General features: G+C 71.1%; 23 protein-coding genes. 15 read left to right on the top strand and 8 right to left on the bottom strand.

Annotation, left to right across the window (positions count from 1 at the left end):
• Nucleotides 1-19: 19 nt before the first annotated feature.
• Nucleotides 20-1,048 (bottom strand): D-2-hydroxyacid dehydrogenase, encoded by a 1,029-nt coding sequence (locus ACXR2U_RS03020; RefSeq protein ID WP_458823443.1) that lies wholly within the window; start codon nucleotides 1,046-1,048, stop codon nucleotides 20-22.
• 232 nt (nucleotides 1,049-1,280) lie between these two features.
• Between ACXR2U_RS03020 and ACXR2U_RS03015 the strand changes: the two genes are divergently transcribed.
• The 14 genes from ACXR2U_RS03015 (at nucleotide 1,281) to ACXR2U_RS02950 (ending at nucleotide 16,400) form a co-directional block, all read left to right on the top strand.
• Nucleotides 1,281-2,300 carry an ABC transporter ATP-binding protein gene (locus ACXR2U_RS03015; RefSeq protein WP_458823442.1) on the top strand — a complete coding sequence of 340 codons (1,020 nt, stop codon included), beginning with the start codon at nucleotides 1,281-1,283 and terminating at the stop codon, nucleotides 2,298-2,300.
• Between the two features lie 67 nt (nucleotides 2,301-2,367).
• Complete coding sequence (locus ACXR2U_RS03010; RefSeq protein ID WP_458823441.1) at nucleotides 2,368-3,963, top strand: ABC transporter substrate-binding protein; 1,596 nt, start codon at nucleotides 2,368-2,370, stop codon at nucleotides 3,961-3,963.
• 109 nt (nucleotides 3,964-4,072) lie between these two features.
• Entirely contained in the window at nucleotides 4,073-5,023 is a 951-nt protein-coding gene (locus ACXR2U_RS03005) for an ABC transporter permease (RefSeq protein WP_458823440.1), read from the top strand.
• Between the two features lie 4 nt (nucleotides 5,024-5,027).
• A complete protein-coding gene (locus ACXR2U_RS03000) occupies nucleotides 5,028-5,978 on the top strand; it encodes an ABC transporter permease (protein WP_458823439.1) in 951 nt (316 codons plus the stop codon).
• Nucleotides 5,975-7,000, top strand: coding sequence for an ABC transporter ATP-binding protein (locus ACXR2U_RS02995; protein WP_458823438.1), 1,026 nt, complete (start codon nucleotides 5,975-5,977; stop codon nucleotides 6,998-7,000). Before ACXR2U_RS03000 ends, ACXR2U_RS02995 begins: the two co-directional genes overlap by 4 nt.
• Nucleotides 7,000-8,145 (top strand): Gfo/Idh/MocA family protein, encoded by a 1,146-nt coding sequence (locus tag ACXR2U_RS02990; RefSeq protein ID WP_458823437.1) that lies wholly within the window; start codon nucleotides 7,000-7,002, stop codon nucleotides 8,143-8,145. Before ACXR2U_RS02995 ends, ACXR2U_RS02990 begins: the two co-directional genes overlap by 1 nt.
• Nucleotides 8,142-9,629: a TldD/PmbA family protein gene (locus ACXR2U_RS02985; protein WP_458823436.1), complete on the top strand. Its 1,488-nt coding sequence runs from the start codon at nucleotides 8,142-8,144 to the stop codon at nucleotides 9,627-9,629. Before ACXR2U_RS02990 ends, ACXR2U_RS02985 begins: the two co-directional genes overlap by 4 nt.
• Nucleotides 9,626-10,999 (top strand): TldD/PmbA family protein, encoded by a 1,374-nt coding sequence (locus tag ACXR2U_RS02980; RefSeq protein ID WP_458823435.1) that lies wholly within the window; start codon nucleotides 9,626-9,628, stop codon nucleotides 10,997-10,999. Before ACXR2U_RS02985 ends, ACXR2U_RS02980 begins: the two co-directional genes overlap by 4 nt.
• A 37-nt stretch (nucleotides 11,000-11,036) precedes the next feature.
• Nucleotides 11,037-11,903 carry a DUF4438 family protein gene (locus ACXR2U_RS02975; RefSeq protein ID WP_458823434.1) on the top strand — a complete coding sequence of 289 codons (867 nt, stop codon included), beginning with the start codon at nucleotides 11,037-11,039 and terminating at the stop codon, nucleotides 11,901-11,903.
• Entirely contained in the window at nucleotides 11,900-12,766 is an 867-nt protein-coding gene (locus ACXR2U_RS02970; RefSeq protein WP_458823433.1) for a DUF4438 family protein, read from the top strand. Before ACXR2U_RS02975 ends, ACXR2U_RS02970 begins: the two co-directional genes overlap by 4 nt.
• Nucleotides 12,767-12,768: 2 nt before the next feature.
• A complete protein-coding gene (locus ACXR2U_RS02965; protein ID WP_458823432.1) occupies nucleotides 12,769-13,419 on the top strand; it encodes a GntR family transcriptional regulator in 651 nt (216 codons plus the stop codon).
• Complete coding sequence (locus ACXR2U_RS02960; RefSeq protein ID WP_458823431.1) at nucleotides 13,416-14,387, top strand: Gfo/Idh/MocA family protein; 972 nt, start codon at nucleotides 13,416-13,418, stop codon at nucleotides 14,385-14,387. Before ACXR2U_RS02965 ends, ACXR2U_RS02960 begins: the two co-directional genes overlap by 4 nt.
• Nucleotides 14,384-15,199, top strand: a complete 816-nt coding sequence (locus ACXR2U_RS02955) for an LLM class flavin-dependent oxidoreductase (RefSeq protein ID WP_458823430.1) — start codon at nucleotides 14,384-14,386, stop codon at nucleotides 15,197-15,199. The genes ACXR2U_RS02960 and ACXR2U_RS02955 overlap by 4 nt, the downstream gene beginning before the upstream one ends.
• A 4-nt stretch (nucleotides 15,200-15,203) precedes the next feature.
• Nucleotides 15,204-16,400: an ABC transporter substrate-binding protein gene (locus ACXR2U_RS02950; RefSeq protein ID WP_458823429.1), complete on the top strand. Its 1,197-nt coding sequence runs from the start codon at nucleotides 15,204-15,206 to the stop codon at nucleotides 16,398-16,400.
• Between the two features lie 24 nt (nucleotides 16,401-16,424).
• Here the strand turns inward: ACXR2U_RS02950 and ACXR2U_RS02945 are convergent, their stop codons facing one another.
• The 7 genes from ACXR2U_RS02945 to ACXR2U_RS02915 all read right to left on the bottom strand — a co-directional run bounded on the left by ACXR2U_RS02945 (nucleotide 16,425) and on the right by ACXR2U_RS02915 (nucleotide 24,506).
• Nucleotides 16,425-17,426, bottom strand: coding sequence for an aldo/keto reductase (locus ACXR2U_RS02945; RefSeq protein WP_458823524.1), 1,002 nt, complete (start codon nucleotides 17,424-17,426; stop codon nucleotides 16,425-16,427).
• A gap of 5 nt (nucleotides 17,427-17,431) precedes the next feature.
• Nucleotides 17,432-18,505 carry a sugar ABC transporter substrate-binding protein gene (locus ACXR2U_RS02940; RefSeq protein ID WP_458823428.1) on the bottom strand — a complete coding sequence of 358 codons (1,074 nt, stop codon included), beginning with the start codon at nucleotides 18,503-18,505 and terminating at the stop codon, nucleotides 17,432-17,434.
• Between the two features lie 120 nt (nucleotides 18,506-18,625).
• Nucleotides 18,626-19,711, bottom strand: coding sequence for an ABC transporter permease (locus ACXR2U_RS02935; protein ID WP_458823427.1), 1,086 nt, complete (start codon nucleotides 19,709-19,711; stop codon nucleotides 18,626-18,628).
• Between the two features lie 46 nt (nucleotides 19,712-19,757).
• Complete coding sequence (locus tag ACXR2U_RS02930; RefSeq protein WP_458823426.1) at nucleotides 19,758-21,293, bottom strand: sugar ABC transporter ATP-binding protein; 1,536 nt, start codon at nucleotides 21,291-21,293, stop codon at nucleotides 19,758-19,760.
• A 102-nt stretch (nucleotides 21,294-21,395) separates the two neighbouring features.
• Nucleotides 21,396-22,643 carry an NAD(P)/FAD-dependent oxidoreductase gene (locus ACXR2U_RS02925; RefSeq protein WP_458823523.1) on the bottom strand — a complete coding sequence of 416 codons (1,248 nt, stop codon included), beginning with the start codon at nucleotides 22,641-22,643 and terminating at the stop codon, nucleotides 21,396-21,398.
• Between the two features lie 77 nt (nucleotides 22,644-22,720).
• Nucleotides 22,721-23,506: an IclR family transcriptional regulator gene (locus tag ACXR2U_RS02920; RefSeq protein WP_458823425.1), complete on the bottom strand. Its 786-nt coding sequence runs from the start codon at nucleotides 23,504-23,506 to the stop codon at nucleotides 22,721-22,723.
• Between the two features lie 106 nt (nucleotides 23,507-23,612).
• On the bottom strand, nucleotides 23,613-24,506 hold the full coding sequence (locus ACXR2U_RS02915) for an alpha/beta fold hydrolase (protein WP_458823424.1): 894 nt from the start codon (nucleotides 24,504-24,506) through the stop codon (nucleotides 23,613-23,615).
• A gap of 315 nt (nucleotides 24,507-24,821) precedes the next feature.
• Between ACXR2U_RS02915 and ACXR2U_RS02910 the strand changes: the two genes are divergently transcribed.
• Nucleotides 24,822-26,249 (top strand): DHA2 family efflux MFS transporter permease subunit, encoded by a 1,428-nt coding sequence (locus tag ACXR2U_RS02910; protein ID WP_458823423.1) that lies wholly within the window; start codon nucleotides 24,822-24,824, stop codon nucleotides 26,247-26,249.
• Nucleotides 26,250-26,343: the final 94 nt, after the last annotated feature.

Raw genomic sequence — 26,343 nt, 5'->3', positions numbered from 1 at the left:
TTCTCCTGTCGGGGATTCGTCAGTAGCCGAGGTCTCGGCGGTACACGTTGGTGAGCGGTCGGCCGTCGAGCCACGCCCGCAGGTTGCGGCAGAACAGGTCCACGATCGAGGCGTTCTCGCTGGCCAGCGTCGAGGCCGAGTGCGGCGAGACGACCACGTCGTCACGGTCCCAGAACGGGGAGTCCGCCGGCAGCGGCTCGACGCCGAACACGTCGAGGGCGGCGCCACCGAGCCGGCCGGTGGCGAGACCCTCGAGCAACGCCGCTTCGTCGAGGCACTGGCCCCGGGCGATGTTGACCACGACCGCGCCGGGTGCGAGGCGCTCGAGACGTGCCCGCGACAAGATGCCTTCGGTCTCGGGGGTCAGTGGACAGGCGAGCACGACGACGTCGGCACCGGTCACGACGTCGTCGAGGTCGTCGGTGGACACGACGGCGGCAGCGGACGGCACGTTGTAGGTCCGGCCCGGTCGACCGACCCCCGTCACCCGCAGGCCGACGGCGCCGAGCAGGTCGCACGTCGACCGGCCGAGCGAGCCGAGACCGATGACGACCGCGTGCAGACCGGCGGCCGAGCGGGTCGTGTACCGCTCCCACCGGTGCTCGCGTTGCTGCGCCCGCAGGTACGGCACGCCCTTGACGAAGTGCAGCACACCGGTCAGGGCGAACTCGGCGAGGGGACGGCCGTGCACACCGGCCGCGGTGGTGAGCACGAGGTCGGTGCGGTCGAGCCCTGTGCGGGTGACGAACGAGCCGATCCCGGCACTGGTCGCCTGCACCCACTCCAGGTGCGGCGCGCGTCGGGGGAGACCCGCCGGGTCCTGCCAGTCGAAGTCGAAGGCGATGCGCGCCCGGCCGAGCCACTCCTCCCACGTGCGCTGCGCCGCGTCGTCGAGTTCGGGTCGGGTGCCGCCGTGGTCGGACGCGTACCGCGGCGCCGGCACGAGCGCCGGGTCGTAGAGGACGCGGAGGGACTCGTCGACGGCGGCGATGGCCGTGACGAGTTCGGGTTCGAGGTACGACGTGACCACCACGTCGACGGGTGTCACGGTTCGGGCCTCCCGGCGGTCGATTGTCGACAAACCGTAGACCCGGCCGATCGCCTTGTCCACGGTGTGGCGAGCCTGATCAGGCGGGGATCAGTCGGTGACGACGGGGGAAACGTCGGCGAAACATCGCGACACGACTTCGGAACACGCGGGGTCTTGACACCGGTTCCGACGTGGGCCCAGAGTGGCGATTGTCGACAGTCGGCCATCGAGCGCCGTGGAAGGAGTCACCGTGTCCGCACCGCAGACCGCCCCGCAGGACAGCGACGACGTGCTCCTGCAGACGCACGACGTCGGCCGCACGTACCCCGTCCGCGGCGGCGGTGTGTTCGGCCGCGGTCGTGACCGCCTCCACGCGGTGACCGGGGTCGACGTCGCCGTGCGGCGCGGCCGCACCCTCGGCGTGGTCGGCGAGACCGGCTCCGGCAAGAGCACGCTCGGCCGGCTGGCTCTCGGGCTCGAACGCCCGACGAGCGGGCGGGTGACCTACCGTGGCCGCGACCTCGCCGCCATGCGGGGCCGTCAGGAGCGGGCGTTCCGCAGTGACGTGCAGGTGGTGCTGCAGGACCCCTACAGCTCCATCAACCCGTACCGCACGGTCGAGCAGACCCTCGGCGAGGTGTTGCGGGTCCACGGCATGGCGGCCCGGTCCGAACGTGACGCCCGCATCGACGAGCTCATGACCCGGGTCGGCCTGCCGGTGTCGTGGCGTGACCGTCGACCGGGCCAGCTCTCCGGCGGCGGTCGCCAGCGCGTGAGCATCGCCCGCGCTCTCGCGGTCGAGCCCCAGCTGATCGTCGCGGACGAGCCGGTGTCGGCCCTCGACGTCAGCGTGCAGGCCCAGGTCCTGAACCTGTTCGTCGACCTGCAGGAGAACCTCGGTCTCGCCTACCTGTTCATCACGCACGACCTCGCGGTCCTCGCGCACCTCGCCGACGACGTCGCCGTCATGTACCTCGGCCGCGTCGTGGAGCAGGGACCGGCCGAGCGGGTGCTCGCCGAGCCCGCGCACCCCTACACGCAGTCCCTGCTCGTGGCCGCGCCGACGCTCGGCAAGCGGCGTTCCACGACGCCTGCGGCACAGGGCGAACTGCCCGACCCGGTGCACCCGCCCGCCGGGTGTGCGTTCCACACGCGGTGCCCGTTCGTCATGGACGTGTGCCGCACCGAGAAGCCCCCCGCGATCGAGAGCTCGCCCGGCCACGTCGCGGCGTGCCACCTGCTCGACCCCGTGCCCGTCCCGGCGACGTAGCCGCGCTCCACCCGAACGAGCCCCTCCACCAGAACACGCTCCCCCACCCGAAAACCCAGGAGAAGCCGTGCCTCTCACCGCTCGATCCCGCCGTACCCGTGGCCTCGTCGTCGCCGCCACGGTCGCCGCGTTGACCCTGTCCGCGTGCGGCGGCTCCGGGGGCGGCAGCAGCAGTGCGTCGTCGTCGAACGACGTCGGGAAGCCCGACGCCACCAGCGCCGTCGACACCCTGAAGATCGCGAACGGCGTCGCCATCGACACGCTCGACCCCGCCGAGAACTCGGCCAACGAGACGATCTGGATCGACCAGAACCTCTACGGCCGGTTGGTCCGCACCGACTCCGCGGGCACCGAGATCATCCCGGACCTCGCGAGCAGCTGGGACACGAGCTCCGACGGCCTCACCTACACGTTCCACCTGCGCGACGCGAAGTTCTCCGACGGCAGCCCGATCACCGGGGCCGACGTCGTGTGGTCGATCGACCGGGCGCGCAACGTCGAGGACGGCTGGGGATTCCTCATCACCCCGGTCACGTCGGTCACCGCGCCCGACGACAAGACGGTCGTGATCAAGCTCAAGCAGCAGCACGCCCCGCTGCTCGCGGATCTCGCGATGTACGCGTTCTCCGTGCTGCCGAAGGCGAAGGTCGAGAGCGACAGCAAGTTCTTCGAGCACCCGGTGACCAGCGGTGCCTTCACCGTGTCGAGCTACGACCCCAACAGCCTGGTGACGCTGAAGGCGAACCCGAACTACTTCGGTACCAAGCCCAAGATCGACAAGGTCGAGATCAGCGTCGTCACCAACGACAACACGCGCGTGCTGCAGCTGCAGTCCAAGCAGGTCGACGTCATCGAGAACCCGCCGGGCAACGTGCTCAAGCAGATCACCGCGAACAAGGACCTGCGGGTCGGGTTGTTCCCCTCCACCCGGGTCGACTTCATGATCCTGCCGGTCAAGACCAAGCCGCTGGACAACCCGAAGGTGCGCCAGGCCATCAAGATGGCGCTCGACCTCGACGAGATGAACAAGCTCGCCTACCAGGGCAACGCGGTGCCGGCCACGACGTTCTTCCCGTACAAGTCGCTCTACTGGGACAGCGCCGCCACCACGACCAAGACCGACGTGGACGGCGCCAAGCAGCTGCTCAGCGAGGCGGGATACCCCAGCGGTTTCACGATCCCGCTCATCGCCGTCAGCGGTGACGCCGCGGGCCAGGCCCAGGCCGTCGTCGTGAAGAGCCAGCTGGCCAAGATCGGCATCACCGTCAACATCGACTCCTCGGACCAGTCGACGGCGTACGCCAAGGAACGCACCGGCACCAACGGCATGGGCATGCGGTACTGGACCAACGACATCATCGACCCCGACGAGGTCGCCACCTTCGGTGCCGACTCGACCGGTGGCGCCAACGTGTTCAGCTCGTACTGGAGCGACCCGGCCACCAACGCCCTCGTCGAGCAGGCGCGTTCGGAGACCGACGCCACCGCCCGCGCCGCGGCCTACAAGACGGTCCAGCAGAACATCTCGGAGCAGGCGCCCTACATCCCGCTCGCCTACGCACCGTTCCGCTACGCCACCGGCGCCTGGGTCAAGGGTTTCTCGGTCTCGCCGTTGGGTTCCTACCTCGACGCGCTGCTGACCCTCACCGTCGACCAGCACTGACGTCCCGCACCAACCGGGTGGGACACGCGGACCCCCGCCGCGTGTCCCGCCCGGGCGAGTCGCCCGGCACCCGAACGACCCCGCCCGTGATCGGAGAGAGGAGGACCGCGTGAACCGCACCGGCATCACCTGGAGCCGCATCGGCAACGTCATCCCGGTCCTGTTCGGCATCAGTGTGGTGAGCTTCCTGCTCATCCGGATCGTCCCGGGCGACCCCGTCCAGCAGATCCTCGGCAACCGTTACACCGACGCCTCCGGCGCCCAGTTGCGTCAGTCGCTCGGCCTGGACCAGTCGCTGCTCGGGCAGTACGGACACTTCATGGCCTCGGTGTTCCAGGGCAAGTTCGGCACGTCGTACCAGTACAAGCGCGACGTCGGTGCGCTCATCGGTGAACGCCTGGTACCGAGCCTGCTGCTGGTGCTCATGACGGGCATCCTGTGCGTGCTGATCAGCCTGCCGCTCGGCATCGCCGCCGCCGTCCGTCGCGGGGGTCCGCTCGACCAGGGCACCCGCATGTTCTTCACGCTCGGGTACGCCCTGCCCTCGTTCGCGCTCGGCGTGTTCGTCATCTACGTCTTCGGCCTCAAGCTCGACTGGTTCCCCATCGGCGGGTACGGCAGCGGCTTCCTCAGTCACCTCTACCACCTGATCATGCCGGCGGTGACGCTCGCGATCCCGTTCTCCACCGTCCTGGTGCGCAGCCTGCGGGCCAGCGCCGTCGACGTCCTGCAGTCGGACTTCGTCACGACGGCGCGGCTCAAGGGCATCTCGCCGGCCGCCGTGATCCGCCGTCACGTGTTGCGCAGCGCGTTGAGCTCGGTCGTCGTGGTCTTCGGCATCAACCTGGCCTTCCTCGTCGGAGGCACGGTGGTCATCGAGAACGTCTTCTCCATCCCCGGCCTCGGCAGCCTGCTCGTCGGGTCGGTCGACAACCGCGACTACCCGGTGGTGCAGGCGGTGGCGTTCGTCCTCGCGGTCTTCGTGGTCCTGGTCAACCTGCTCACCGACGCCGTGCACGGGTTGCTCGACCCGCGCGTCGCGGCCGTGACGGCGGGGTGACGGCATGACCCTCACGTCCCCCGGCGCCCAGCAGCCCGGCCCGATCGCCGACGACCTCGCCCTCGACGCCACCGACGCGCTCGACCCGCGGACGGCGGCCCGTGCCGCCGGTGCCCGGCGCACCATCCGGATCCCGATGCCCCGGCGCCTGTCCGGGCGGCCCGGGTTGTGGATCGGCGTGGTGCTGCTGCTCGTCATCGTCGTCGCGTGCGTCGGAGCGCCGCTGTTCACGTCGTTGTCGCCGACGTCGCTGGACCCGGTGAACCCGCTCGCGGCACCGTTCACGGCGGGTCACCCCCTGGGCACCGACGAGTTCGGCCGCGACATCCTCGCCCGGATCCTCTACGGCGGGCGGTACGACCTCGGCATCGCGTTCGGTGCCACGCTCGTCACCCTGGTCGTCGGCACCGCGATCGGGTTGGTCTCGGGCTACCTCGGCGGCTGGTTCGACCAGCTCGTCATGCGGGTGGTCGACCTGTTCTTCGCGTTCCCGTTCGTCGTGCTCGTGATCGCGATCATCGCCGCGCTCGGACCCGGCCTGTTCAACCTCTACATCGCGCTCTGGGTCGCGAGCTGGGTCAGCTACGCCCGCATCGCCCACGCGCAGACCTTGTCCGCCAAGGGCTACGGGTATGTCATCGCCGCCCGGTGCCTCGGGTTCCGACGGTGGCGGATCATGGTCCGGCACGTCCTGCCGACCATCCTGCCGTTGGTCACCACGTTCGCGATGGTCGACGCGGTGGGCAACGTCCTGCTCGGTGCCTCCCTCGGCTTCCTGGGTGTCGGTATCCGCCAGCCCACGCCCGAGTGGGGCGCGATGATCTCGGGGGCGCAGTCCTACATCCTGACCAACCCGACCCTCGCCCTGTTCCCGGGCCTCGCCCTGGTGCTGCTCGGGGTGTCGCTCAGCCTCATCGGCGACGGTCTCAACGACGCCCTGCGGGGGAACGCGTGAACGCGCCGCTGCTCGAGGTCCGCGACCTGCACGTCACCATCCCCGGGCCGTCGGGTGACGTCCACGCCACTGACGGTGTCGACCTCACCCTGCGGGAGGGCGAGGTGTTCGGGATCGTCGGTGAGACCGGCTCGGGCAAGAGCGTGACCTCCCGGGCGCTCATCGGGCTGCGCCCCACCCGTGCCACGAGGGTCGCGGGCGAGGTGACGATCCGCCCGGCGGACGACCGTGCCGCGCGCAACGTGGTGACGATGTCCGACCGTGAACTGCGGGCCCTCTGGCGCCACGAGGTCGCGCTCATCCCGCAGAACCCGATGACCTCGTTGAACCCGGTCATGCGCATCGGTGACCAGGTCGCCGAGGCGCTGGCGGCGGCGGGTGTGCCGAGGGGGGAACGCCGGGCCCGCACGGTCGACCTGCTGAAGAAGGTCGGCCTGCCCGCCGCGGAGTCGCGGCTCGACGACTTCCCCCACCAGTTCAGCGGCGGGATGCTGCAGCGCACGCTCATCGCGATCGCCCTGGCCCGCCCGCTGCGGCTGCTGGTGGCCGACGAACCGACCACGGCGCTCGACGTGCTGATCCAGGACCAGATCCTCGGTCTGCTGCTCGACCTGCAGCGCGACCTCGGGATGAGCCTGGTGCTCATCAGCCACGACCTCGCCGTCATCTCGCAGGTGTGCGACCGCGTCGCCGTGATGTACGCGGGTCAGATCGTCGAACAGGCGGACACCGCGACGTTGCTCTCGAGTCCGCGCCACCCCTACACCCGTGCGCTCATCGGGGCCCTGCCCTCGGCCGTGCGCCGGGGTGAACGGCTGCGGACGGTCGCAGGCTCCCCGCCCTCGCTGCTGGAGGCGCCGGCGACGTGCCGGTTCGCCGACCGTTGCCCTCTGCACGAATCCGCGTGTGACACGTGGAGCACCGAACTGATCGACCTCGGCAGCGACCACCTCAGTCGGTGCCGCCGAGCGACCGAGACCACCGTCGAGTTGTCCAAGCAGAACAGGGAGAGTGTCCGCTGATGTCGAGTGAAACGCTGCGAGTGGGAGTTGTCGGGACGGGTCGCTGGGCCGTCCGCTCGCACATCCCCGGGTGGCAGCGCGACTCGCGCTGTGAGGTCGTCGGGGTCGCCGACCAGGACTACGCGGCGGCCAAGCAGGTGGGCGAGGACTTCGGCATCGCCCGGGTGGCGACCGACTGGCGTGAACTGGTCGAGGACCCGGAGATCGACGTCATCGACGTCGTCACCTCCGACACCGCCCACTTCGAGGTGAGCATGGCCGCGCTGGAGAACGGCAAGCACGTGCTGTGCGAGAAGCCCGTGAACCACGACTACCGCGAGGTGATCCGCGCGGCCGACCTCGCGGAGTCCAAGGGTCTGAAGACCAAGCTCGGCTTCACCTTCCGCTACGCCCCGGCCACGATGTACGCGGCCGAGCTCATCTCGCAGGGGTTCGTCGGCACGCCCTACATGGTCAACGCCTTCGAGCAGAACAGCCAGTGGCTCGACCCGTCGACCCCGCTGCGTCAGGAGCGTGGCCACCCCGACCCGGACTACATCCAGGTCGCCTCCATCGAGGGTTACGGCGCGCCGGTCATCGACATCATGCACTGGTGGATGGACGCGCCGATGCAGTCCGTGGTCGGCACGATGCGCAACTTCGTGCCCGAACGCATCCTGCGCAGCACCGGCGAGATGACCCGGGTCAACATCGACGACGGTGACATGTTCATCGCCGAGTTCGGTGGCGGCGGGCTCGCCTCGGTGCAGTCCTCGTTCGTAACCGTGGGCAACTACCCGGGTATCGAGGTGCGCATCTACGGCTCCGAGGGCGCGATCATCGTGCGTCTGGTCGAGGAGAACGGCATCTGCCAGACCATCAAGACCGCGAGCAAGGACGCCGTCGAGTTCGTCGAGCGGGAGATCCCGGAGCGGTTCTTCCCCGAGGGCGGCACCTCCCTGGAACCGTGGCCGCTGTTGTTCTACAGCAACCTCGTCGCCGACTTCGCCACCGAGATCCTCGGCGGCGGCCCGACCAACCAGGGTGACTTCCGGCAGGGCGCCCTGGTGCAGCAGACCATCAACGCGTTCGAGGCGGCGCACCGGCGCCGCGCGTGGGTCGACTTCCCCTACACGGGCGATTCCAGCACCGAAGGTGCTGCGTGAGCGAACCGCTCCACGCGCACGCCTGGGGCCGGTTCGCCACCGCCGCCGCCGCCGACCCGCTCCTCGACACCGCGCTCGACACCGCCACGGGATCGGGCGCCGAGCACGTCGACGTCCGCCTCGTGGAGTGCGAGGAGCACCGCGCGTACCTGGAGAGTTCGTCCGACCCCGACAGTCGGCACGAACGCACCTGCGGCATCGGCGTGCGGGTTCTGGTCGACGGCACCTGGGGTTTCGCGTCGTCCCCGGTCGGTGACGACTCGGACGTCCGCACGGTCGCGACCCGGGCGGTCGCCGCCGCCCGGGCCGCGAACGGCGGTGCCCGGGTACGACTCGCCCCGCGCGCCTCGAGCAGCGGCAGCTGGTCGGTGCCGGTCGGCACCGACCCGTTCGCCGTGCCGGTCGAGGAGAAGTGGGCGCTGCTGCAGGACGTCGTGCGCACCTCGCAGGTCGCCCCCGAGATCGTGCACAGCGTCGCCGGCCTCAACGCCAAGCGGCAGCACAAGCACTACGCCGACTCCGGTGGCTCGCGGCAGCACCAGCACCTCATGGAGACCGGTGCGATGAACCAGGTCGCCGCCGCGGGCCACGGCACGGTGCAACGGCGCAGCTACCCGAACTCGTTCCACGGCAACACCTCGGCGGCCGGCTGGGAATACGTCCGGGAGCTGGACCTGCTCACCCACGCCGACCGCATCGGGCGGGAGGCGGTCGAGCTGCTCACCGCGCCACGCGCCGACCCCGGCCGGGCCGACCTGGTGATCGGACCGGCGCAGATGGCGTTGCAGATCCACGAATCGGTCGGCCACGCCCTCGAGCTGGACCGGATCCTCGGCGACGAGGCCAACTTCGCCGGACGTTCCTGGGTGACCCCTGACGTCATCGGATCGCTGCGGTACGGCTCGGAAGCGGTGACGGTCGTCGCCGACCCCACCAAGCCCGGCACACGCGGCACGTTCGCCTGGGACGACGAAGGCACCCCTGCCGAACGGTCGGTTCTCATCGACCGGGGGATCGTGCGCGGTGTCCTGGGTTCCCGCGACGCGGTCGCCCGCGCCGGTGCGAGTTCCCCCGGGGCGGCACGCGCCGACGGCTGGGGCTACACCCCGGTGTGCTTCGCCACCAACGTCTACCTCGAACCCGGTGCCGGGAGTCTCGACGACCTGCTCGGGCGCCTGGGCGACGGCTACCTGCTCGACGACAACCGCAGCTGGTCCATCGACGAGCGCCGGCTGAACTTCCAGTTCGGCACCGAGGTGGCGTGGGAGGTCAGGAAGGGCAGAAAAGGCCGTCTGCTGCGGGGGTTCTCGTACGGCGGGGTCACCCCCGAGTTCTGGGGGTCGGTCGAGGCCGTGGCGGGGCCCGAGGAGTACCGGGCGTTCGGCATGCCGTGCGGCAAGGGGGAACCCAAGCAGTGGGGCTTCCTCGGGCACGGTGCCGCGCCCACGTTGGTCCGCGACGTCGCGATCGGGGTGGCCGGATGACGAGCGTCGACACGTTCGCCCCGCCGCTCGGAGCCGAGCGCGCGCAGGAGGTGTGCGAGACCGTCCTGCGGCTGTCCGACGCCGATCAGACCGAGGTCGCGGTGCTCGCGCGCCGCGGCGAGCACACGCGCTTCGCCGGCGACCGCATCCACCAACCGCAGGACCTGACCGAGTGGTCGGTGTGGGTGCGGGCGGTGGCCGGGGGCGGAACCGGCCGGGCGGTCACCAGCGACCTCGACGACCTCGGCCCCGCCGTGCGTCGCGCCGTCGAGGCCGCCCGCGGCGACCGCGGCCCGGCCACCGACGTCAACGCCGCAGCCCCGGCCGCGACCATGACGGCCCTGCTGTGGGACCCGGCCGTCGAGGGGTTCGGCATCGAGGAACGCAGCGAGCTCGCCCGGCGTGCCCTGCGCGCCGCGAGCGCCTCCGGGGCCGAGATCGCCGGCGTCGTCTCCCGCGCCGTCACCGAGATGGCCGTTGCCACCAGCAACGGTCGCCGCCGCCACACCGCCGCGACCGAGGTCGGTGCCGGGCTCACCGCCGCCGTCGACGACGGTTCGTCGCACTGGGTCGACCTCGACCGCCGCCTGGGCGCCCTCGACGTCGCCGGGGCCACCGCCCGTGTGCTGGGAAACGCGCGACGGATGCGCGGCCGACAGCCACTGGAGCCCGGCACCCACGACGTCGTGCTCGGCCCGGTCGCCGTGGGCGGCCTGCTCGAGAGCGTCGCGTCGTTCGGCTTCACCGGCTCCTCCCTCGCCGGCGGCACCGGACTGGTCGCCGACCGGGGAGGCGAGCAGGTGACGGGCCCGTCGATCACGCTCGCCGACGACGCGTTCCATCCCCGTGGCCTGCCGATCCCCATCGACTGCGAGGGTTCCGACAAGCGTCGCGTCGCGTTGCTCGAGGCGGGGCGGATCGGCGACGTCGTCACCGACCTCGTCACCGCCGGCCGCCTGGGACGGACGTCGACGGGTCACGCCCACATCGCGCGCGAGTCCCCGCCGGAACCGACACCGGCGAACATCGTGCTGGCCGCGGGCGACTCCACGGTGGCCGAGTTGATCGCCGGGGTCGAGAACGGCGTGTTCGTCGAACGCTTCTGGTACCTGCGGGTGGTCGACCCGGTGCGCACGACGCTCACCGGCGTGGCCCGCGACGCCGTGTGGCGCATCGAGAACGGTCGGCTCACCACGCCGCTCACCGGTGGCCGGTGGACCGAGTCGGTGCTCGGGGTGCTCTCGCGGGTCGACGGCATCTCCTCGGAGGTGTCGGCCCAGGCCATCCCGAACATCTGGAACGGAGCCGTCACCGCGCCCGCCCTGCGGGTGCGCGGCTTCACCTTCGGCCCGGCCGCGGCCCGGCCCTGACCGGTACGACAGACCTCGACGTGACTGGGAGAAACCCGTGACAGTGCGCACGAACGCCGACCGCCTGGTGACCCAGGTGCTGGCCGGTGAGGTGTGGCCCGCGATGGGTGACCGCCACGCCTACCGGGTCGACGCCGACCAGCAGCCGTTCCTGCTGCCCGGCATGGGGGCCGTGACCCTCGGGGTGCACCTCGGCGACCCCGCCACGGGCTGGGCGACCGACCACCTGGAGCCCGGCCTGTCGGTGCGGCACCGGGAGGTCGGCGCCAACTACGGCTTGCAGTTCCTCGCCTGCGTCGGCAACCGTGTCACCGTCGCGTCCGGCCCCGGCGCCGGCGGTGTCGGGGTGGTGATCGGTCAGCACGCGTACGTCCTGGTCGACGCGCCGGACGCCGTGCTGGAGAACGTGACGGTCGGCGACCAGGTCACGGTGCTGGCCCGCGGTCAGGGTCTGCGGCTGCTGGACCACCCCGACGTCGTCGTGAAGAACCTCGACCCGTCGGTGCTCGAGGGGTGGGGCCTCACCACCCTGCCCGACGGCCGACTCGAGGTGCCGGTCGCGATGCACGTGCCGGCGGCCGCGGTCGGCGCCGGAGCCGGGATGGCCAGCGAGTACGCCAACACCGACCTCATGGGCGCCTACGCCGGTCAGTCCGACGACCTGTCGCTGGGATTGGAACCGTTGCGGATCGGGGACTTCGTGGCCATGGCAGACCAGGACCACCGCTTCGGGCGGGGTTTCCGGCCCGGGTGGACGACCATCGGGGTGATCTCGACCGGTCAGTGCGCGCTGTTCGGCCACGGCCCCGGCCCCAGCAGCCTGCTGTGCGGCCCGAGCGAGGCGTTCGCGGTGCGGGTCGACGACCGGGCGAACCTCGGCGTCGCGACGGGAGCCCTGGCGTGAGCACGACCCTGCGTCCGGGCGCGATGAACCTCGTCGGGTTCGTCGAGCAGCCCGAGTCGTCCGACCACCCGTACGAGATCGACGTCGACGGCCGTCCCTACGTGCCGACGGGTACCGCGGGCATCGTGCTGGGCGTGGAGCTCGGCGATCCGGTCGACGCCCTCGACGCCGACCACGTCGCACCCGGCGTCACCATCGCCCACCCCGACCCGGCGGCCCGGCACGCGTTGACCTCGTTGTCGTGCGTGGGCAACCCGGCGGTGGTCCGCACCGGTGCGGCGGCGGGCGAGCGGGGCGTCGTGGTCGGCAAGCGCGGTGAGGCGGGGCGGGTGATCGTCCACTTCCCGCAGGACGTCCTCGCCGCGCTGCGACCGTCCGACCAGATCTCGGTGCGCGCGTTCGGCCAGGGAGCTGCGGCACCGGTCGCGGGCGTCACCGCGCTCAACGCCGATCCCGGTCTGCTGGCGTCACTGGTGACGGCCACCGGCGACGCCGTCACGGTGGGCGTGCGGACGTGCCTGTCCAGTCAGGTGTGCGGCAACGGCATCGGCCGCCCGGCCCACGCCTGGGACGTCGACCTCACCCTCGGTCACGACGCCCCGACGCTCGCGATCCTCCGCTTCGGGGACCTGGTGGTGGTCGACGACCTCGACGCCCGCACCAACCTCGGGTACCGGTCGGGGTGGTGCACCGTGGGTGTGGTCGTGCACGGACCGAGCCCCCGGCCGGGGCACGGTCCGGGCTTCCTGCCGCTCCTCTCGGGCCCCGCGGACCTGCTGCGCGCCGAGGTCGATCCGGACCACGAGGGGATCTCCACCTCGCGTCTGGCTTCGCCGACCGGCGTCTCACCGGAGAGGATGTGACCATGCTCGAGCACCTGTCACTGCCTGAGGTCGCCCGCCGCAACCTCCGTCGCCGGATCCTCAACGACGAACTGCCGGCGGGTGCACGTCTGGTGGAGACCACTCTCGCCCAGGAACTCGGCGTCAGCCGGGCGACCATCCGCGAGGCCATGCGGCAACTGGCCGCCGAGGGGCTCATCGAGATCCACCCGCGGCGACAGAGTGTCGTCACCCGGATGAGTGCCGACGACGCCCGCGACGTGCTCTACGCGCGGTACGTGCTCGAGACCGGCGCCGCCCGGCGCATCCGGGCCGGCGCGCGCCCGGCCCTCGGCGCCGCCATGAAGGACGCTCTCCAGGCGATGGACAAAGCGGCCGCGGACGACGACGTCGAGAGTCTCGTGGAGGCGGACATCGCGTTCCACCGCAGCATCCTCGAGGCGTCGGGGGCGCGTCGGGTCCACGACCTGTGGGAGACCATCAACGGGCAGATGGGAGCGCTCATGAGGTCCGCGATCGACCGACAGCAGCTCGCGCTCGGGTCCATCCGCGCGCTGCACGAACCGTTGCAGCATGCACTGCTGGCCGGGAGCGCGCGCACCGTCGAGAAGTGCCTCGCCGACCACTATCTCGACACCGACGCCGGCGTGCACCACAAGGACGACGGTCGGTGACGGCGACGCCCGATCCGTTGACCTGGGCCGTGCTCGGCACGGCCAACATCGCCCGGGCGCAGTTCCTCCCCGCCCTGGCCGAAGCAGGTGGCCGACCCCTGGTGGTGGCCGGACGCGACGGCGAACGGGCGCGAGCCTTCGCCGACGCGGTGGGGGTCGAGCGCGGTGTGGAGGGGTACGAGGCCGCACTCGAGGACCCGGCCGTCGAGGCGGTCTACGTCGCGCTGCCGAACGCGGCGCACGCCGAGTGGACGATGCGGGCGCTCGAGGCGGGCAAGGCCGTCCTGTGCGAGAAGCCGTTGTGCACGTCGCCCGGGGATGTCGGCTGGGTCCTCGGGGCCGCCGAGGCGACGGGCGGGTTGCTGTGGGAATCGTTCGTGTTCCCCTTCGGTCCGCAGTTCCTGCGTGTGGTCGAACTCCTCGCCGAGGGGGTCGTCGGAGAGGTGCAGGAGATCCAGTCGTCGTTCCACTTCGCCCTGCGCCGGGCCGACGACATCCGGCTGTCGGCGGGCCTCGGTGGCGGCTCCATCGCCGACGTCGGCTGCTACCCGGTGCGGCTCGCCCAACTGCTGTTCGGGGCGGCACCCGAGCGCGTCGCGGTGAACGCCAGCCACCGGGGCGAGGTCGACGTGTCCGCCGCGGGCGTGCTCGACCACCCGGGCGGTGGTCGACTGGTGTTCTCCTGCGGGTTCGAGCGGCCCTACGACACCACCACCCGCATCCTCGGCAGCGAAGGCCGGATCGAGATCGACAACCCGTACCACCCCGGCGCCGACGACCGCCTGACACTCGTGCGTCCGGGCCACGAACCGGTCCAGGAGCGTGCGATGACCGACCAGCGCAGCTTCACCGCCGCGATCCGCCACGTCACCGCTGCCGTCCGCGGGATCGAGGCGCCGCGCCACCTCGCCGCCGACGACTCGCTGGCCACGGCGCGGACGCTCGCCACGCTCCAGGACCACGCGTGACGCAGCACGGGCTGTTCCTGCCGCCGTTCGACGACCTGGCCGACCCGGGTCTCGTGGCCGCACTCGGGGTGGAGGCCGAGCAGGCCGGGTGGGACGGGCTGTTCCTGTGGGACCACCTGCTCTACGCCGAGCCCGTGCGCGCCGTCGCCGACCCCTGGATCTGTCTGGCCGCCACGGCCGCCGCCACCACGACACTGCAGCTCGGAGCGATGGTCACCCCGTTGCCGCGGCGACGCCCGGTGGTCGTGGCCCGGCAGGCGGCGTCGCTCGACCTGCTGTCCGCCGGCCGCCTGACGCTCGGGTTCGGCCTCGGTGACGACGGCCGGGTCGGCGAGCTGTCCCGGTTCGGTGAGCAGACGGATCCGCGGACGCGTGCGGCCATGCTGGACGAAGGCCTGGAGTTGGTGCGGGCCATGCTGTCGGGCGACACCGTGGACCACCGCGGGACGCACTACACCGCGGACGGCGTCACGCTGCTGCCCCGCCCGCACGGCGAGCGACAGCTGCCGATCTGGATCGCCGGCCGCTGGCCGCACCGCGCGCCGTTGCGACGGGCCGCACGCCACGACGGCGCGTTCGTGATCTCCGTCGAGGACGTGGACGACGTCCGCGCGCTGGTCGAGGTCATCCGTCGCGAACGGGGCGGTCTCGACGGCTTCGACATCGTCCTCGAGCTGCCCTCCGACGCCGACGCACCGGCCTGGTCCGCGGTCGACGGTGTCACCTGGCTGCTCACGCGGGTCGGTCCGTACCGGATGGACGTCGCGGACGTCCGGGCTCGCATCGCCGCCGGGCCGCCGTCGCAGGCGTGACGTGGTGGTCGACGGTCGGACGCGGGTCACGTGGTGGCTCGGACGTGGCCCCGCTGCCGACCGGTTCCAGGAGCTGTTCGTCGACCCGTTCAACGACCGACAACCCGCCGTCCACCTCGCGGTCCACGCGCTGGGACACGACGCGCGGAACCGGACGGTCGAAGCCCTCGAGCGCGGCGACGGCCCGGACCTGGTGATGGTGCCGCGCGGCGGGGACTTTGTCGACCTCGCCCGCCGACGTCTGCTGGCCGATCTCACCGGGTACGCGAGGACCCACGGCTGGACGACACGTCTGATGGCGCCCGCCACCCGGCTCGCGACGGTCGGCGGCGCGTTGTTCGGACTGCCGCGCAGCGCCGAGACGATGTTCCTGCTGACCCACCAGGGCGTCGCTCGTCCGCCGATGACGTTCTCGGACTTGGAGACGGCGGCGGACGACGCGCTCAGCGACGGGGTGCTGCCCTTCGGTGCCGGTTGCGCCGACTTCCCCGAATCGTGCGAGCTGCTGTGGACGTTGGTCGTGAACCACATCGCCGGCCCCGCCGCTGTTCGCGCGGCGCTGCGCCACGAACTGCCGTGGACCTCGCCGGCGTTCGTCGCGGCGGTCGAGATGCTGCAACGTTGGTTCCAGCAGGGGTGGTTCGGTGACGGCTACTTCGACCGGACCATTGCGGAGGGGTTGGCGTCGGTCGTCGACGGTCGCGCCGCCATGGCCCCCGCGATGACCGGCATGCTGCCGGCACCGGGTTCCGCCGTCACACCGTCGCCGTTCCCGTCGCGCGATCCAGGACGTGGCGTACCGCTGTACGTCTTCGGGACGGCGAGCTTCATCGGGGTCAACGCAGCGTCCCCTGTTCCCGGGCACGCGGTGGCTGTTCTCGACGCCCTGTTCCGTCCCGAGGTCCGCAGGCGGTTCGCGGCCGGCGAGCCCGGCGACTGGAACATCCCGTTGGCCGATCCGGATGCGGCGGCGATCGAACGGGTCGCGCCACCCGTGTTCGCCTCCCCGGCGGTCGGGCTCGCCCGTGCCGTCGCCGCGAACCACTTCGGCTTCGCCAGTTGGTCGTTCCTCTCGCCGGCCGCGGAATCCGTCGTCGTCGAGCAGGTTCCTGCGCTCGCCCACGGCCGGCTGAGCGCACGTCAGCACCTCGAGGACCTCGCCGCCGCCCACCGGTCCAGCCCGGCGCCGGGCGTCGACTGACCCGACCACGAGACCGCGGCAGCGTCAGTCACCCGGCGACACGGGAACCGGAGCCCCGGGCGAGATGAGGTCGTCGTTCCTCAGGGCTTGCCAGAACTGCGCCGGGACGCACTCGGCCACCGCCGCGGCATCCTCGACGACACGGCCCGGGCGCGTCGCCCCCGGGACCACCGCGACGGCCGCGGGGTGGGCGAGACAGAACTGGAGCGCCGCCGCCTTCAGGCTGACACCGTGTGCAACGGTGGTCTCGCGGAGTCGGTCGACGCGAATCCGGACCTCATCCGACGGCGGGCCGTAGTCGAAGTGCGGCCCGCCGGCGAGGATCCCCGAGTTGTACGGGCCCCCGACCACCATGTCGACACCCGCGGACACGGCGGCGGGGAGCAGCCGCTCCAGGGCGCGGTCGTGCTCCAGCAGGGTGTAGCCGCACGCCAGGAGGAAACCGTCGGGGTGCACCTCGTCGAGCGCCAGGACGAGCTCGATGGGCTCCGTGGGGTTGGTGGCCACGCCCCACGCACCGATCACGCCTGCGTCGCGCAGGCGGTCCAACACCCGGAACGCGCCCGTCCGGCACGTGGCGAGATGGTCCAACCACGCGTCGCCGTGGACGTTCTGTGCGACGTCGTGCACCCACACGACGTCGAGGCGGTCGGTGCGCAACCGCGTCATGCTGTCCTCGATCGACCGCAGGGTGGCGTCCGCGGAGTAGTCGGCCACCACCGGATGCGGACGGCCGCTGGCGAACAACCGCGCGCCCGCGTCAGGACGTGACGACACGTCCTCCTGCACGATGCGACCGACCTTGGTCGCGATCGAGTACGCGTCGCGGGGGTGGTCGGCGAGGGCTTCGCCGAGCCGTAGTTCGGCGAGTCCGGCGCCGTACGCCGGTGCCGTGTCGAAGAACCGGACCCTGGACACCCACGCCGCCGCCACGGTGGCGTGGGCGTCCTCGTCGGACACCGCACGGAACATGTTGCCGAGGGGTGCGCTGCCGAACCCCAGTCGGCTGCGAACGGCCGATCGCAGGCCCGTCACCCGTCGAGCGAGTCGGACTTGGTGTACTTCAACGAGTCGAAGTCGACGGTGCGGTCGCCGGGTGCGACCCAGTCGGCCGCGTTCGACGCGTCGACCAGCGTCGCCGGCATGACCGCGGACTTCGGAGCCGACCCCGCCTTGACCTCCTGGGCCATCAGGACGAACAACCAGCCCATCTCGACGTTGTTCGGGTCCCACGTGGCCGTCAGTCGCCCCTGCTTGATGGCGTCGACGGCGTCGGAGTCGCCGTTCGACCCGGTGATGATCAAACCGTCGGAAGTGCCGTCGGACACCTTCTTGCCGGCGGCGAGCACGGCCGCCGACGCGCCCAGGGCCGAGGCGTCGTTGTACGCCCAGACGCCACTGAGGTCGGGGTTCTTGGTCAGGACGTCCGCGATCAGTTTCTGCCCACCGGCGGAATCGTCCGACGTGTTGGACACGTGCGCGACCACGTCGAGGCCCGCCACCTTCGCGGCGTCGGTGAAGCACTTGGTGTTGGCGTCGATCGACGGGACGCCGTCGAGGCCGATGGTCGCGACCTTGCCGCCGGGGTCCTTCTTCGCGAACATCTTCGCTGTCTGCGCCCAGGGGCCGTCGGCCGTGCAGAGCTGCGTGCTTCCCCACACCGCGTTGGTGATGCCGTTGTCGTTGGAGTTGACGCCGATCAACGGGATGCCCTGCGTGACCACCTGGTTGTAGACGCCGGCCGTGGCGCCCGGGTCGAGCGTCCAGGTGCCGATGACGTCGGGGTTGCGTTGGAGCATCGTCATGATGTTCGTGATCTGCTTCGACGCGCTCACCGCCGAGTCGAGCGAGTCGAAGGTCGAGCCCGACACCGAGGCTGCGGCTTTCGCGCCCTGGTCGAACTGCTGTTGTCCGGGCTGCGCCGCGACGGGCGAGGCGTAGTCGATGCGGAGCTTGGCGCTGGGCACGCCACCCGAGCCCCCGGCCACGGTCGCGGCGACGCCCGACGTGTCGCCACCTGTGGAACCACCCGAGCTCGAGCAGGCCGCGAGGGTGCCGACGAGCAGGACGCTCGCGACGGCCGGGGTGAGATACCTGAAGCGCATGAGGAGACCTTTCGAGAGGGTGGGTGGGGCGCTGTGGGAGGGCAGCGCGACAGAGCGCGCGGACCAGGGCGGTGCAGAGGAAGGGGGATCAGCGGTCCCGGCCGCAGAGCCGGACCGGTGTCAGCCGTGAACAGGCGACACAGGTGGTGCCACCGCCGACGTCGTCAGCTGCTTCGGGCGGCGTCGGAACCAGGAGCGCGACCGAGCCGTGCTCAGCAGGACCGCGAGCAGCAGGATGCCGCCGTTGACCGTGCCCTGCCAGAACGCCGAGACCTCGCTGATGGTCAGGCCGTTGGAGATGACCCCGAGGAACAAGACCCCGAGGACGGTGCCGAAGACCCCGCCGTCGCCGCCGACCGGCGCGGTACCACCGATCAGCACCGCGGCGAGGACGGCGAGCAGCTGGGTCTGATCGACCTGCGGAGCCGCACCCGACAGACGCCCGACCTGGATCAGGGCGCCGACACCCGCCGCGACGCCGGCCAGGGCGTACGTCGACAGTTCGACCCGGACGACGTTGATGCCGTTGATGCGGGCCGCCTCGCGGTTGGAGCCCATCGCGAACAGCGAACGCCCGTACGCCGTGTAGCGCAGGACGGCACCCGCGACCAGGGCCAGCACCACGTCGAAGATCATCAGGTACGGCACCCCGGCGACCTTGCCGGTCATGAAGGTGCGCAGGGGAGAGAACCCGTCGGCGGTGAAGACGCCGATCGTGGCGCCGTTGTTGCTCACCAAGGCGATCGAGGTGAACACCGACATGGTCCCGAGCGTCACCACCAGGAAGGACATCTTGAGTCCGGCGATCAGCACCCCGTTCAGCAGACCCAGCACGAGGCCCACCGCCACGGTGACCAGCAGCGCCACGGCGAACGGCGCCCCGTGGGAGAGCGCGAAGCCCATCGCCATCCCGGCGAGGGTGGTCGCCGCTGCCGTCGACAGGTCGAGTCCGCCCGAGATCACCACGAGCGTCGCACCGACAGCGAGGACCAGCACCACACTGTTGCTCGCGACGACGTTGGTGATGTTGCCCCAGGTCATGAAGATCGGCTGGGTCGCCCAGAGGTAGACCACCACGACGGCGAAGGCGATCGCGAGACCGGTGTGTTTGCCCAGGGAGGGCCGTCGACGCGAGGCCCGGCGTGGCTCACGGGCCGCGGCCGCCGGCTCGACCGGCGCTGTCTTCTCGATGTCGATCGTTGTCACGAGGTTGCTCTCTTCGGACGGTGGACGGGAGGGAGGTCGGAGGTCGTCATGACGCGCGTTGCAGGGGACGCCCGGAGACGGCCACGCTCGCCACGGACTCCTCGTTCATGTCGTCGGCGGTCAGGCGCTCCCGGACGCGTCCCTGGTGGTAGACGAGGACCTCGTCGGCGAGACCGAGCAGTTCCGGGATCTCGGACGAGATGATGATGACGGCGGCACCGTCGGACACGAGTCGCTGGAGCAGCTGGTAGATCGTGCTCTTGGCTCCGACGTCGACGCCACGGGTGGGCTCGGAGAGGACGTACACCGTGCAGCCCCTCGCGAAGAGTCGCCCCAGTACGACCTTCTGCTGGTTGCCTCCGGACAGCGTCGAGATCGTCACCCCGTGGTGGGCAGCCACCACGCCGTACCGCGCCATGCTGTCGATCACGCGACGACGTTCCTGACGCACCCGCAGGACGCCGCGGTTGCTGAGGTCCTTCATCCAACTCAACGCGAAGTTCTCGGCGACGCTCCGTCCGGGGAGGATGCACTGGCCCTTGCGGTCCTCGGGGACGAACCCGATGCCGGCCGCGAGTGCGCGAGCCGGGTTGGTGATCCGCACGGGGGTGCCGTCGACGACGACCTCGCCGGTCGCGGGGATGACTCCGCCGAGCGCGAGGCCGAGCTCGCTCTTGCCGGATCCCACAAGTCCTGCGACCCCGAGGATCTGGCCGCGTCGTAGCGTGAACGTTGTGGGCTGCAACAGTCCGTCCGGTGTGGCGAGGTCCTTCACCTCCAGGACGACCTCGCCGGGATCGACCTGGCGCGTGCCGAAGTAGTCCAGGAGGTCGCGACCCACCATCATCCGGACGAGTTGGTCCTCGGGGGTCTCGGGCAGCGGGACCTCGCCGACGAGCTTGCCGTCACGTAGGACGGTGGCGCGGTGGGCGGAGCGGTAGAGCTCGGGCATGCGGTGGCTGATCATGAGCACCGCGACGCCGTCGGCCGCGAGTTGCTCGACGATCGTGAGCAGCCGGTCGGTCGCGGCCTCGGACAGCGATGAGGTCGCCTCGTCCAGGATCAGCAGTCGTGCATCCGTGGAGAGCGCGCGGGCGATCTCCACCTCCTGTTGGAGTTCGAGGCTGAGGGACGAGACACGCGCGCGCGGATCGACGTGGACTCCGAGTCGGTCCAACACCGCTTCTGCCTCGCGGTGGGTGGTGGTCCAGTCGATGAGGCCGGCGCGGGTGCGGGCGAGGCGGCCGAGGAACACGTTCTCCGCCACGGTCAGGCTCGTGGCCAGGGTGAGTTCCTGACTGATGGTCACGATGCCGTGGCTGAGAGCGGCCGCTGGGTTCGGGATCGAGATCGGCTGACCGTCCAGGCACATCGTGCCGCTGTCCGGCTGGTGGAGACCGCCGATGATCTTGGACAGCGTGGACTTGCCCGAGCCGTTCTCGCCGGTGAGGGCGTGGATCTCGCCGGGGTACACGTTGAGGCTGACGTCGTCCAACGCCCTGACACCGGGGAACGACTTGCTGACGCCCTGCACCGTGATGAACGGCGTCCTGGTCCCGCCGCCCGTGCTGGTGTCCGGCATCGCTGTGCCTCTCGTTCGGTCCGCGCGTCGCTGTCTGCGGCGGCGTGATGTTGCGTGACATCGTGGGGAAGGAGACGACCCCGGCGTCGTCGGGCGGTCCGGTCAGCGGGACAGGACGCGTACTTGTTGCGTGCCGGAAACGTGGCGGCGGGCCAGCTTGCGCAGGTCCACCGACTCGTCGGCGAGGACTCCGGCGTCGACCGGCATGCGGGCGTCGATGAGCGCCATGCCCGCCCGCACGTCCCGGCCGCGGTTGACGGCGAACACGCCGACGACCCGACCGGCGCACAGGTGGAACGCCGCGAAACTCGCGTCGTCCCGGTCCCCGCGCAACACCACCTCGTCGGGCCCGCCGAGCTCGCCGGCCGTCTGCACGTTGAGGTCGAACTGGTCGCTCCAGAACCACGGCACCTGACGCGCGGGAGTTGGATCACCCAACATCGACGCCGCGGCGACATCCGCTTGGTCCTGGGCGTTCTGGTAGGACTCGTACCGCACCATCCGCGTCCCGTCCCAGCTCGGCTGCACGGTGACGTCGCCCGCTGCGAAGACGTGCGGGTTGGACGTGCGCGCGGCAGCGTCCACCACGATGCCGCCGTCGACCTCCAGCCCGAGCCGTTCGGCCAGTTCCACCCGGGGTTGCATCCCGACACCCACCACGACGACGTCGGCCGGCAGGACGGTGCCGTCGTCGAGTTCCACCGTGCGCACCCGGCCGTGCACGCCGTGGATGGCCCGGACGCCGACACCCGTGCCGATGCGCACTCCGTGACGGAGGTGGTGCTCCGCCACGAAGCCGCCCCACTCCGGGCCGAGGCCACGGGCCAGCGGGATGCTCGCAGCCTCGACGACCGTCACGTCGCACCCCAGCTGACGGGCGCTGGCGGCGACCTCGAGGCCGATGAAACCACCACCGACCACGACGAGTCGGCAGCCGTCCGCCAACTGCGCCGCGAGGTGGAGCGCCTCGTCCAGGTCCCGCAGCGTCGAGACGCCCTCGAGGTCGGCGCCGGGCACCGGGAGACGAGCGGGGCGCCCGCCCGTGGCCAGGAGGACCTCGTCGGCGCGGAGTCGCCGGCCGGATGCCAACGTCAGCTGACGGTCGCTCGCCGACACCTCGACGACCGCGTCGCCGGTGACGAGTTCAACGTCGATCTCGGCCCAGTCGTTGCGCAGGACAACGCTCGCGGCGTCGGCGTGGCCGTGGAGCACGGCCTTCGACAACGGCGGCCGCTCGTACGGCGCGTGTGGTTCTTCTCCGACGAGCACGAGGCGACCGTCGAAACCCCTGACACGCAAGGCTTCCGCGGCTCGCAAGCCAGCCAGGCTGGCACCGACGACGACGAACACCGAGCTGTCCAACACGGTCCTCCAGATGACGGCGTCGCGTTCTCCTGCGACGGGCGCGAGCTTGCTGTGGCGGACCCTCAGTGCATGGTGGCGGCGATCCGGCGGGCCTGGGTCTTCATCGCGGTCTCGAGCTGACCGACCGCGGTCACCTTGCCGGTGACACCGGCGCTGATCGCCCCCACCACCTTCCCGCTGGCCATGACGATCGGCACCGCGATCGCGGAGGAGTCCATGCGGATCTCGTTGCGCACCCAGGCCACGCCGGTCCGACGGATCTCCGCGATCTCGTTGGTCAGGCGGTCGGGTCCGCTGATGGTGTACGGCGTCATCGCGACCAGGGGCTCGGACAGCACGGCGGCGAGGACCTCGGGCGGACTGAAGGCGAGGATGGCCTTTCCCGTGGCCGTGCAGTGCATCGGCGCGCGCGTCCCGATCCCCATCCAGAAGCTGGAGTGGTCGCGCCCCGGCGCCCAGATCTTGTCGACGCACCGCACACTGCGCGTGCCGTGGGGCACCGAGAGGTTGAACGTCAACCGGAAGGCGGCGAACAGTTCGGCGAGGTAGGGGTGTCCGACCTCCGCGAGCGACTCGGAGGACGGTGTCATGTCGCCGAGCTCGGCGAGCCGGGCTCCGAGCTGGAACACCCCCGCGGACCGCTCGACGACGCCCCACTCGACCAGCTCTCCGCACAGCCGGTGCACGGTCGTCTTCGAGATCCCCGACTCCCTCGCGAGCGCGGTGAGTCCGAGCGGCCCGTGCGCCGCCATCGTCTCGATGAGACGTCGTACCTTCTCGATCACCGAGGCGGCGCCCATGTCGGTGGTCATCTCGGCCTCGTCGAAGGTGTGCATCGGTCGGGTCATGCTGGCCTCTCGGTCTCGGTGGCACAGGTCCGGCGCCGTTGGCGGCTCCAGCCTGACCCGCCCGCCCCCGAGGGGGATGTCGGCGACGTTGCGGGTCGGTGAACGCCTAGGTGTTGGTCGTCGCCGAGTCGAGGAAGGCCGTGACGACAGCGGTGAAATCGGCCGGTCGTTCCTCTTCCATGTGGTGCGCGGCCCGGTCCATCAGGTACACGTCGCCGTACGGGGCGATGTCCGAGAGGAGCACCGGGTACGTGTCCTGCACGAAGATGTCCTGCTTGCCGTAGAGGAACAGGATGCGCGCCTGCACCGTCGCGAGCTTGGCCTCGAGGTCGTCCGCGTCGCCCATCGCGCCGGGCGTGGTGCCGAGGTAGGTCTGCCCCTCGGTGCAGCTGTAGACGTAGCGGAGCTCGACCCGGTCGTCCTCGACCGCGTCGGGGCCGGTGTACTCCAGTCGGCTCATGATCGCGACGATCTTCTCGCGCGACGGGCCGTCACCGCCGTAGTAGTTCGCCCACGCCGTCGAGCCCTCGAGCCCGTACTCCGGGGTGCGGGCGCCCCGCCCGCGGTCGATCGGCTCACTGCCGGTCACGACCATCTTGCGGACGAGGTCGGGGCGCGCGGCCGCGAGCGCGATGGCGGTCGAACCCCCGATCGAGTTGCACACGAAGTCGGCGCCCGCGACGCCGAGGGAATCCAGCGCGGCCGCCACCTTCTCGGCGTGGAAGGTCCACCGCGGGCCGCGGACCGAGGTCCTCGGGGAGAAGCCGTAGTTGGCCAGGTCGACGAGGATGACCCGACGGTCCGCAGCGAACAGCGGCACCACCGGCGCGAAATCGGTCCAGGAGGTACAACCCGGCCCGCCTCCGTGCAGGAACACCGTCGGCCGACCCTCGCCCACCTCGGCGATCCAGAGCTGGTCGCCGTCACCGGCCGGAACGAGCCGACCCTCGGGCGCACCCAGGGAGTACACCGCGTCGAGTGCGGAAGCGGTGGTCGTCATCGCAGGACTCCTCGTCGTCTGTGCGCGCTCTCCGGTCGGAGCACGACGGGTGCTGACGCTAGGAAGCGGGGATTTCGTGTCGACCGCGAAGTCCGCTGAGCGGGACGGCCCCCGTTACTTCTGAGTTACGGCGCGACGCGCGAGAGGTCGGCCCGTGTGGGAGGTGACGGACGGTCCGTTCAGTGGTCCACCGCGTTGATCGAGCCCGGTCGGCGTGATTCCAATGACAGCCATGACCGTCTCCCCGCGGCGGCGGGTCCGACCGGGTCGTCCCGGCCGGTGATCCGACGAGGACACCGGCCCCGCCTCCGCGCGGTGATCACGCCGCGGCGCGCGGCCGCGACGGCGTACGTGACCAGCCTGCTCCTCGCGGCGCTCGACACCCACGTCGTGAACATCATGCTGCCGACCCTCACGCGTGACTTCGACGCGTCGCTCGAGTCCGTGAAGTGGGCGGTGCTCGGCTACGTGCTCGCGTTGGCGATCGCGATGCCGGTCGCGCCGTGGCTGTCGGCCCGGTTCGGCGAGCGACGTGTGTTCGTCCACGCGACCGTCTGGTTCGTCGTGGCGAGCGCCGCCTGCGGACTGGCCCAGACGTTGTCGGAACTGGTCGCGGTCCGCGCGGTCCAGGGCGCGGCCGGTGGCCTGGTCGGGCCGATCGCGACCGCGATGCTGTACCGCACGTACCCCCAGGGCGAACGGGCACGGATGACCCGGCTCCTGCTGATGCCGATCGCCCTCGGGCCGGCGATCGCGCCACCGCTGGGCGGTCTGCTGGTGGACCACCTGTCGTGGCGCGCCGCGTTCTTCCTCAACGCGCCGATCGGGTTGGCGACGGCGGCGGTGGTCCTGTTCGGGCTGGAGCGTGACGGCCCGGGCGTGCGGGAGCGACTCAACGTGGTCGCGTTCCTCGCCGCGGCGATCGGTCTGAGCGGGGTGCTGTACGCGCTGGGCGAGGCACCGAACTCGGGGTGGGCCGACCCTCGCACCGTGGTCGTCACAGCGGTCGCCGTCGCGGCGCTCGCGACGTTCGTCGGACTCGAACTGCGGGCGCGCACTCCCCTGCTCGACCTGCGGATGTTCGCCGAGCCGGTCTTCCGCGCCAGCAGTGTGGCCACCGGGTTCCAGACCTTGGCCTTTCTCGGTGGGATGTACTACGTCGTGCCACTGCTCCTGCAGGAGGTGACAGGGCGCACACCGTTCGAGGCTGGCCTGGTGCTCGCCGCTGTCCCCGTCGGTGTCGTGCTGTCCACGCAGACGGTCGGGCGCGGCTACGACCTGCTCGGCCCACGGACGATGGTCGTGATCGGGCAGGCGTCGTTGGCCGGGGCGCTCGTCACGACGAGTCGACTCGCAGACCACTCGCCGATGTGGGTCTTCGTGCTGCTCATGTTCCTCGCCGGCTTCAGCAACGGCATGGCCATGGTGAGCCTGCAGACGACGATCTTCTCCCGCACCGCGCCCCGCGCTCTGACCCGCGGTGCGACGTTGCTCAACGTCAACCGCCAGGTCGCGACCGCGGTCGGCGTCGGCGTCGCCACCGCGGTGATCACCTCCGGCGCGGGGGCAGCTGCGACGGGCGGAGGTCCGTACCGCACGGCACTGCTGATCGCGGCGGGGTTCTCCGCGTGTGCCGCCCTCGCCGGCCTCGCCCTGCCCGGTCGCTCGGCGGCGGTCGCGCTGACGCGCTCGGACGCTGTCATCACACCACCCCACGAGGAACTGTCGACGGCTCCGGGCTGATCCGGGCCGACGTGACGGTCAGCGGTTCGCTCAGCGGACCAGTTCGTTGCGATGAAACACGGCGCACCCAGAGTGGGCTCACCTCATCGACCGA

The sequence above is a fragment of the Jatrophihabitans sp. YIM 134969 genome, from assembly GCF_054456675.1.
This window is presented reverse-complemented; position numbering and strand designations above follow the sequence as displayed.

What these genes read in the sequence shown, in the direction of transcription:
- ACXR2U_RS03000 (WP_458823439.1), top strand. Translation starts at nt 5,028, where the DNA reads ATGACCCTCACGTCCCCCGGCGCCCAGCAGCCCGGCCCGATCGCCGAC.
- ACXR2U_RS02990 (WP_458823437.1), top strand. Translation starts at nt 7,000, where the DNA reads ATGTCGAGTGAAACGCTGCGAGTGGGAGTTGTCGGGACGGGTCGCTGG.
- ACXR2U_RS02980 (WP_458823435.1), top strand. Translation starts at nt 9,626, where the DNA reads ATGACGAGCGTCGACACGTTCGCCCCGCCGCTCGGAGCCGAGCGCGCG.
- ACXR2U_RS02965 (WP_458823432.1), top strand. Translation starts at nt 12,769, where the DNA reads ATGCTCGAGCACCTGTCACTGCCTGAGGTCGCCCGCCGCAACCTCCGT.
- ACXR2U_RS02940 (WP_458823428.1), bottom strand. Translation starts at nt 18,505, where the DNA reads ATGCGCTTCAGGTATCTCACCCCGGCCGTCGCGAGCGTCCTGCTCGTC.
- ACXR2U_RS02930 (WP_458823426.1), bottom strand. Translation starts at nt 21,293, where the DNA reads ATGCCGGACACCAGCACGGGCGGCGGGACCAGGACGCCGTTCATCACG.
- ACXR2U_RS02920 (WP_458823425.1), bottom strand. Translation starts at nt 23,506, where the DNA reads ATGACCCGACCGATGCACACCTTCGACGAGGCCGAGATGACCACCGAC.
- ACXR2U_RS02915 (WP_458823424.1), bottom strand. Translation starts at nt 24,506, where the DNA reads ATGACGACCACCGCTTCCGCACTCGACGCGGTGTACTCCCTGGGTGCG.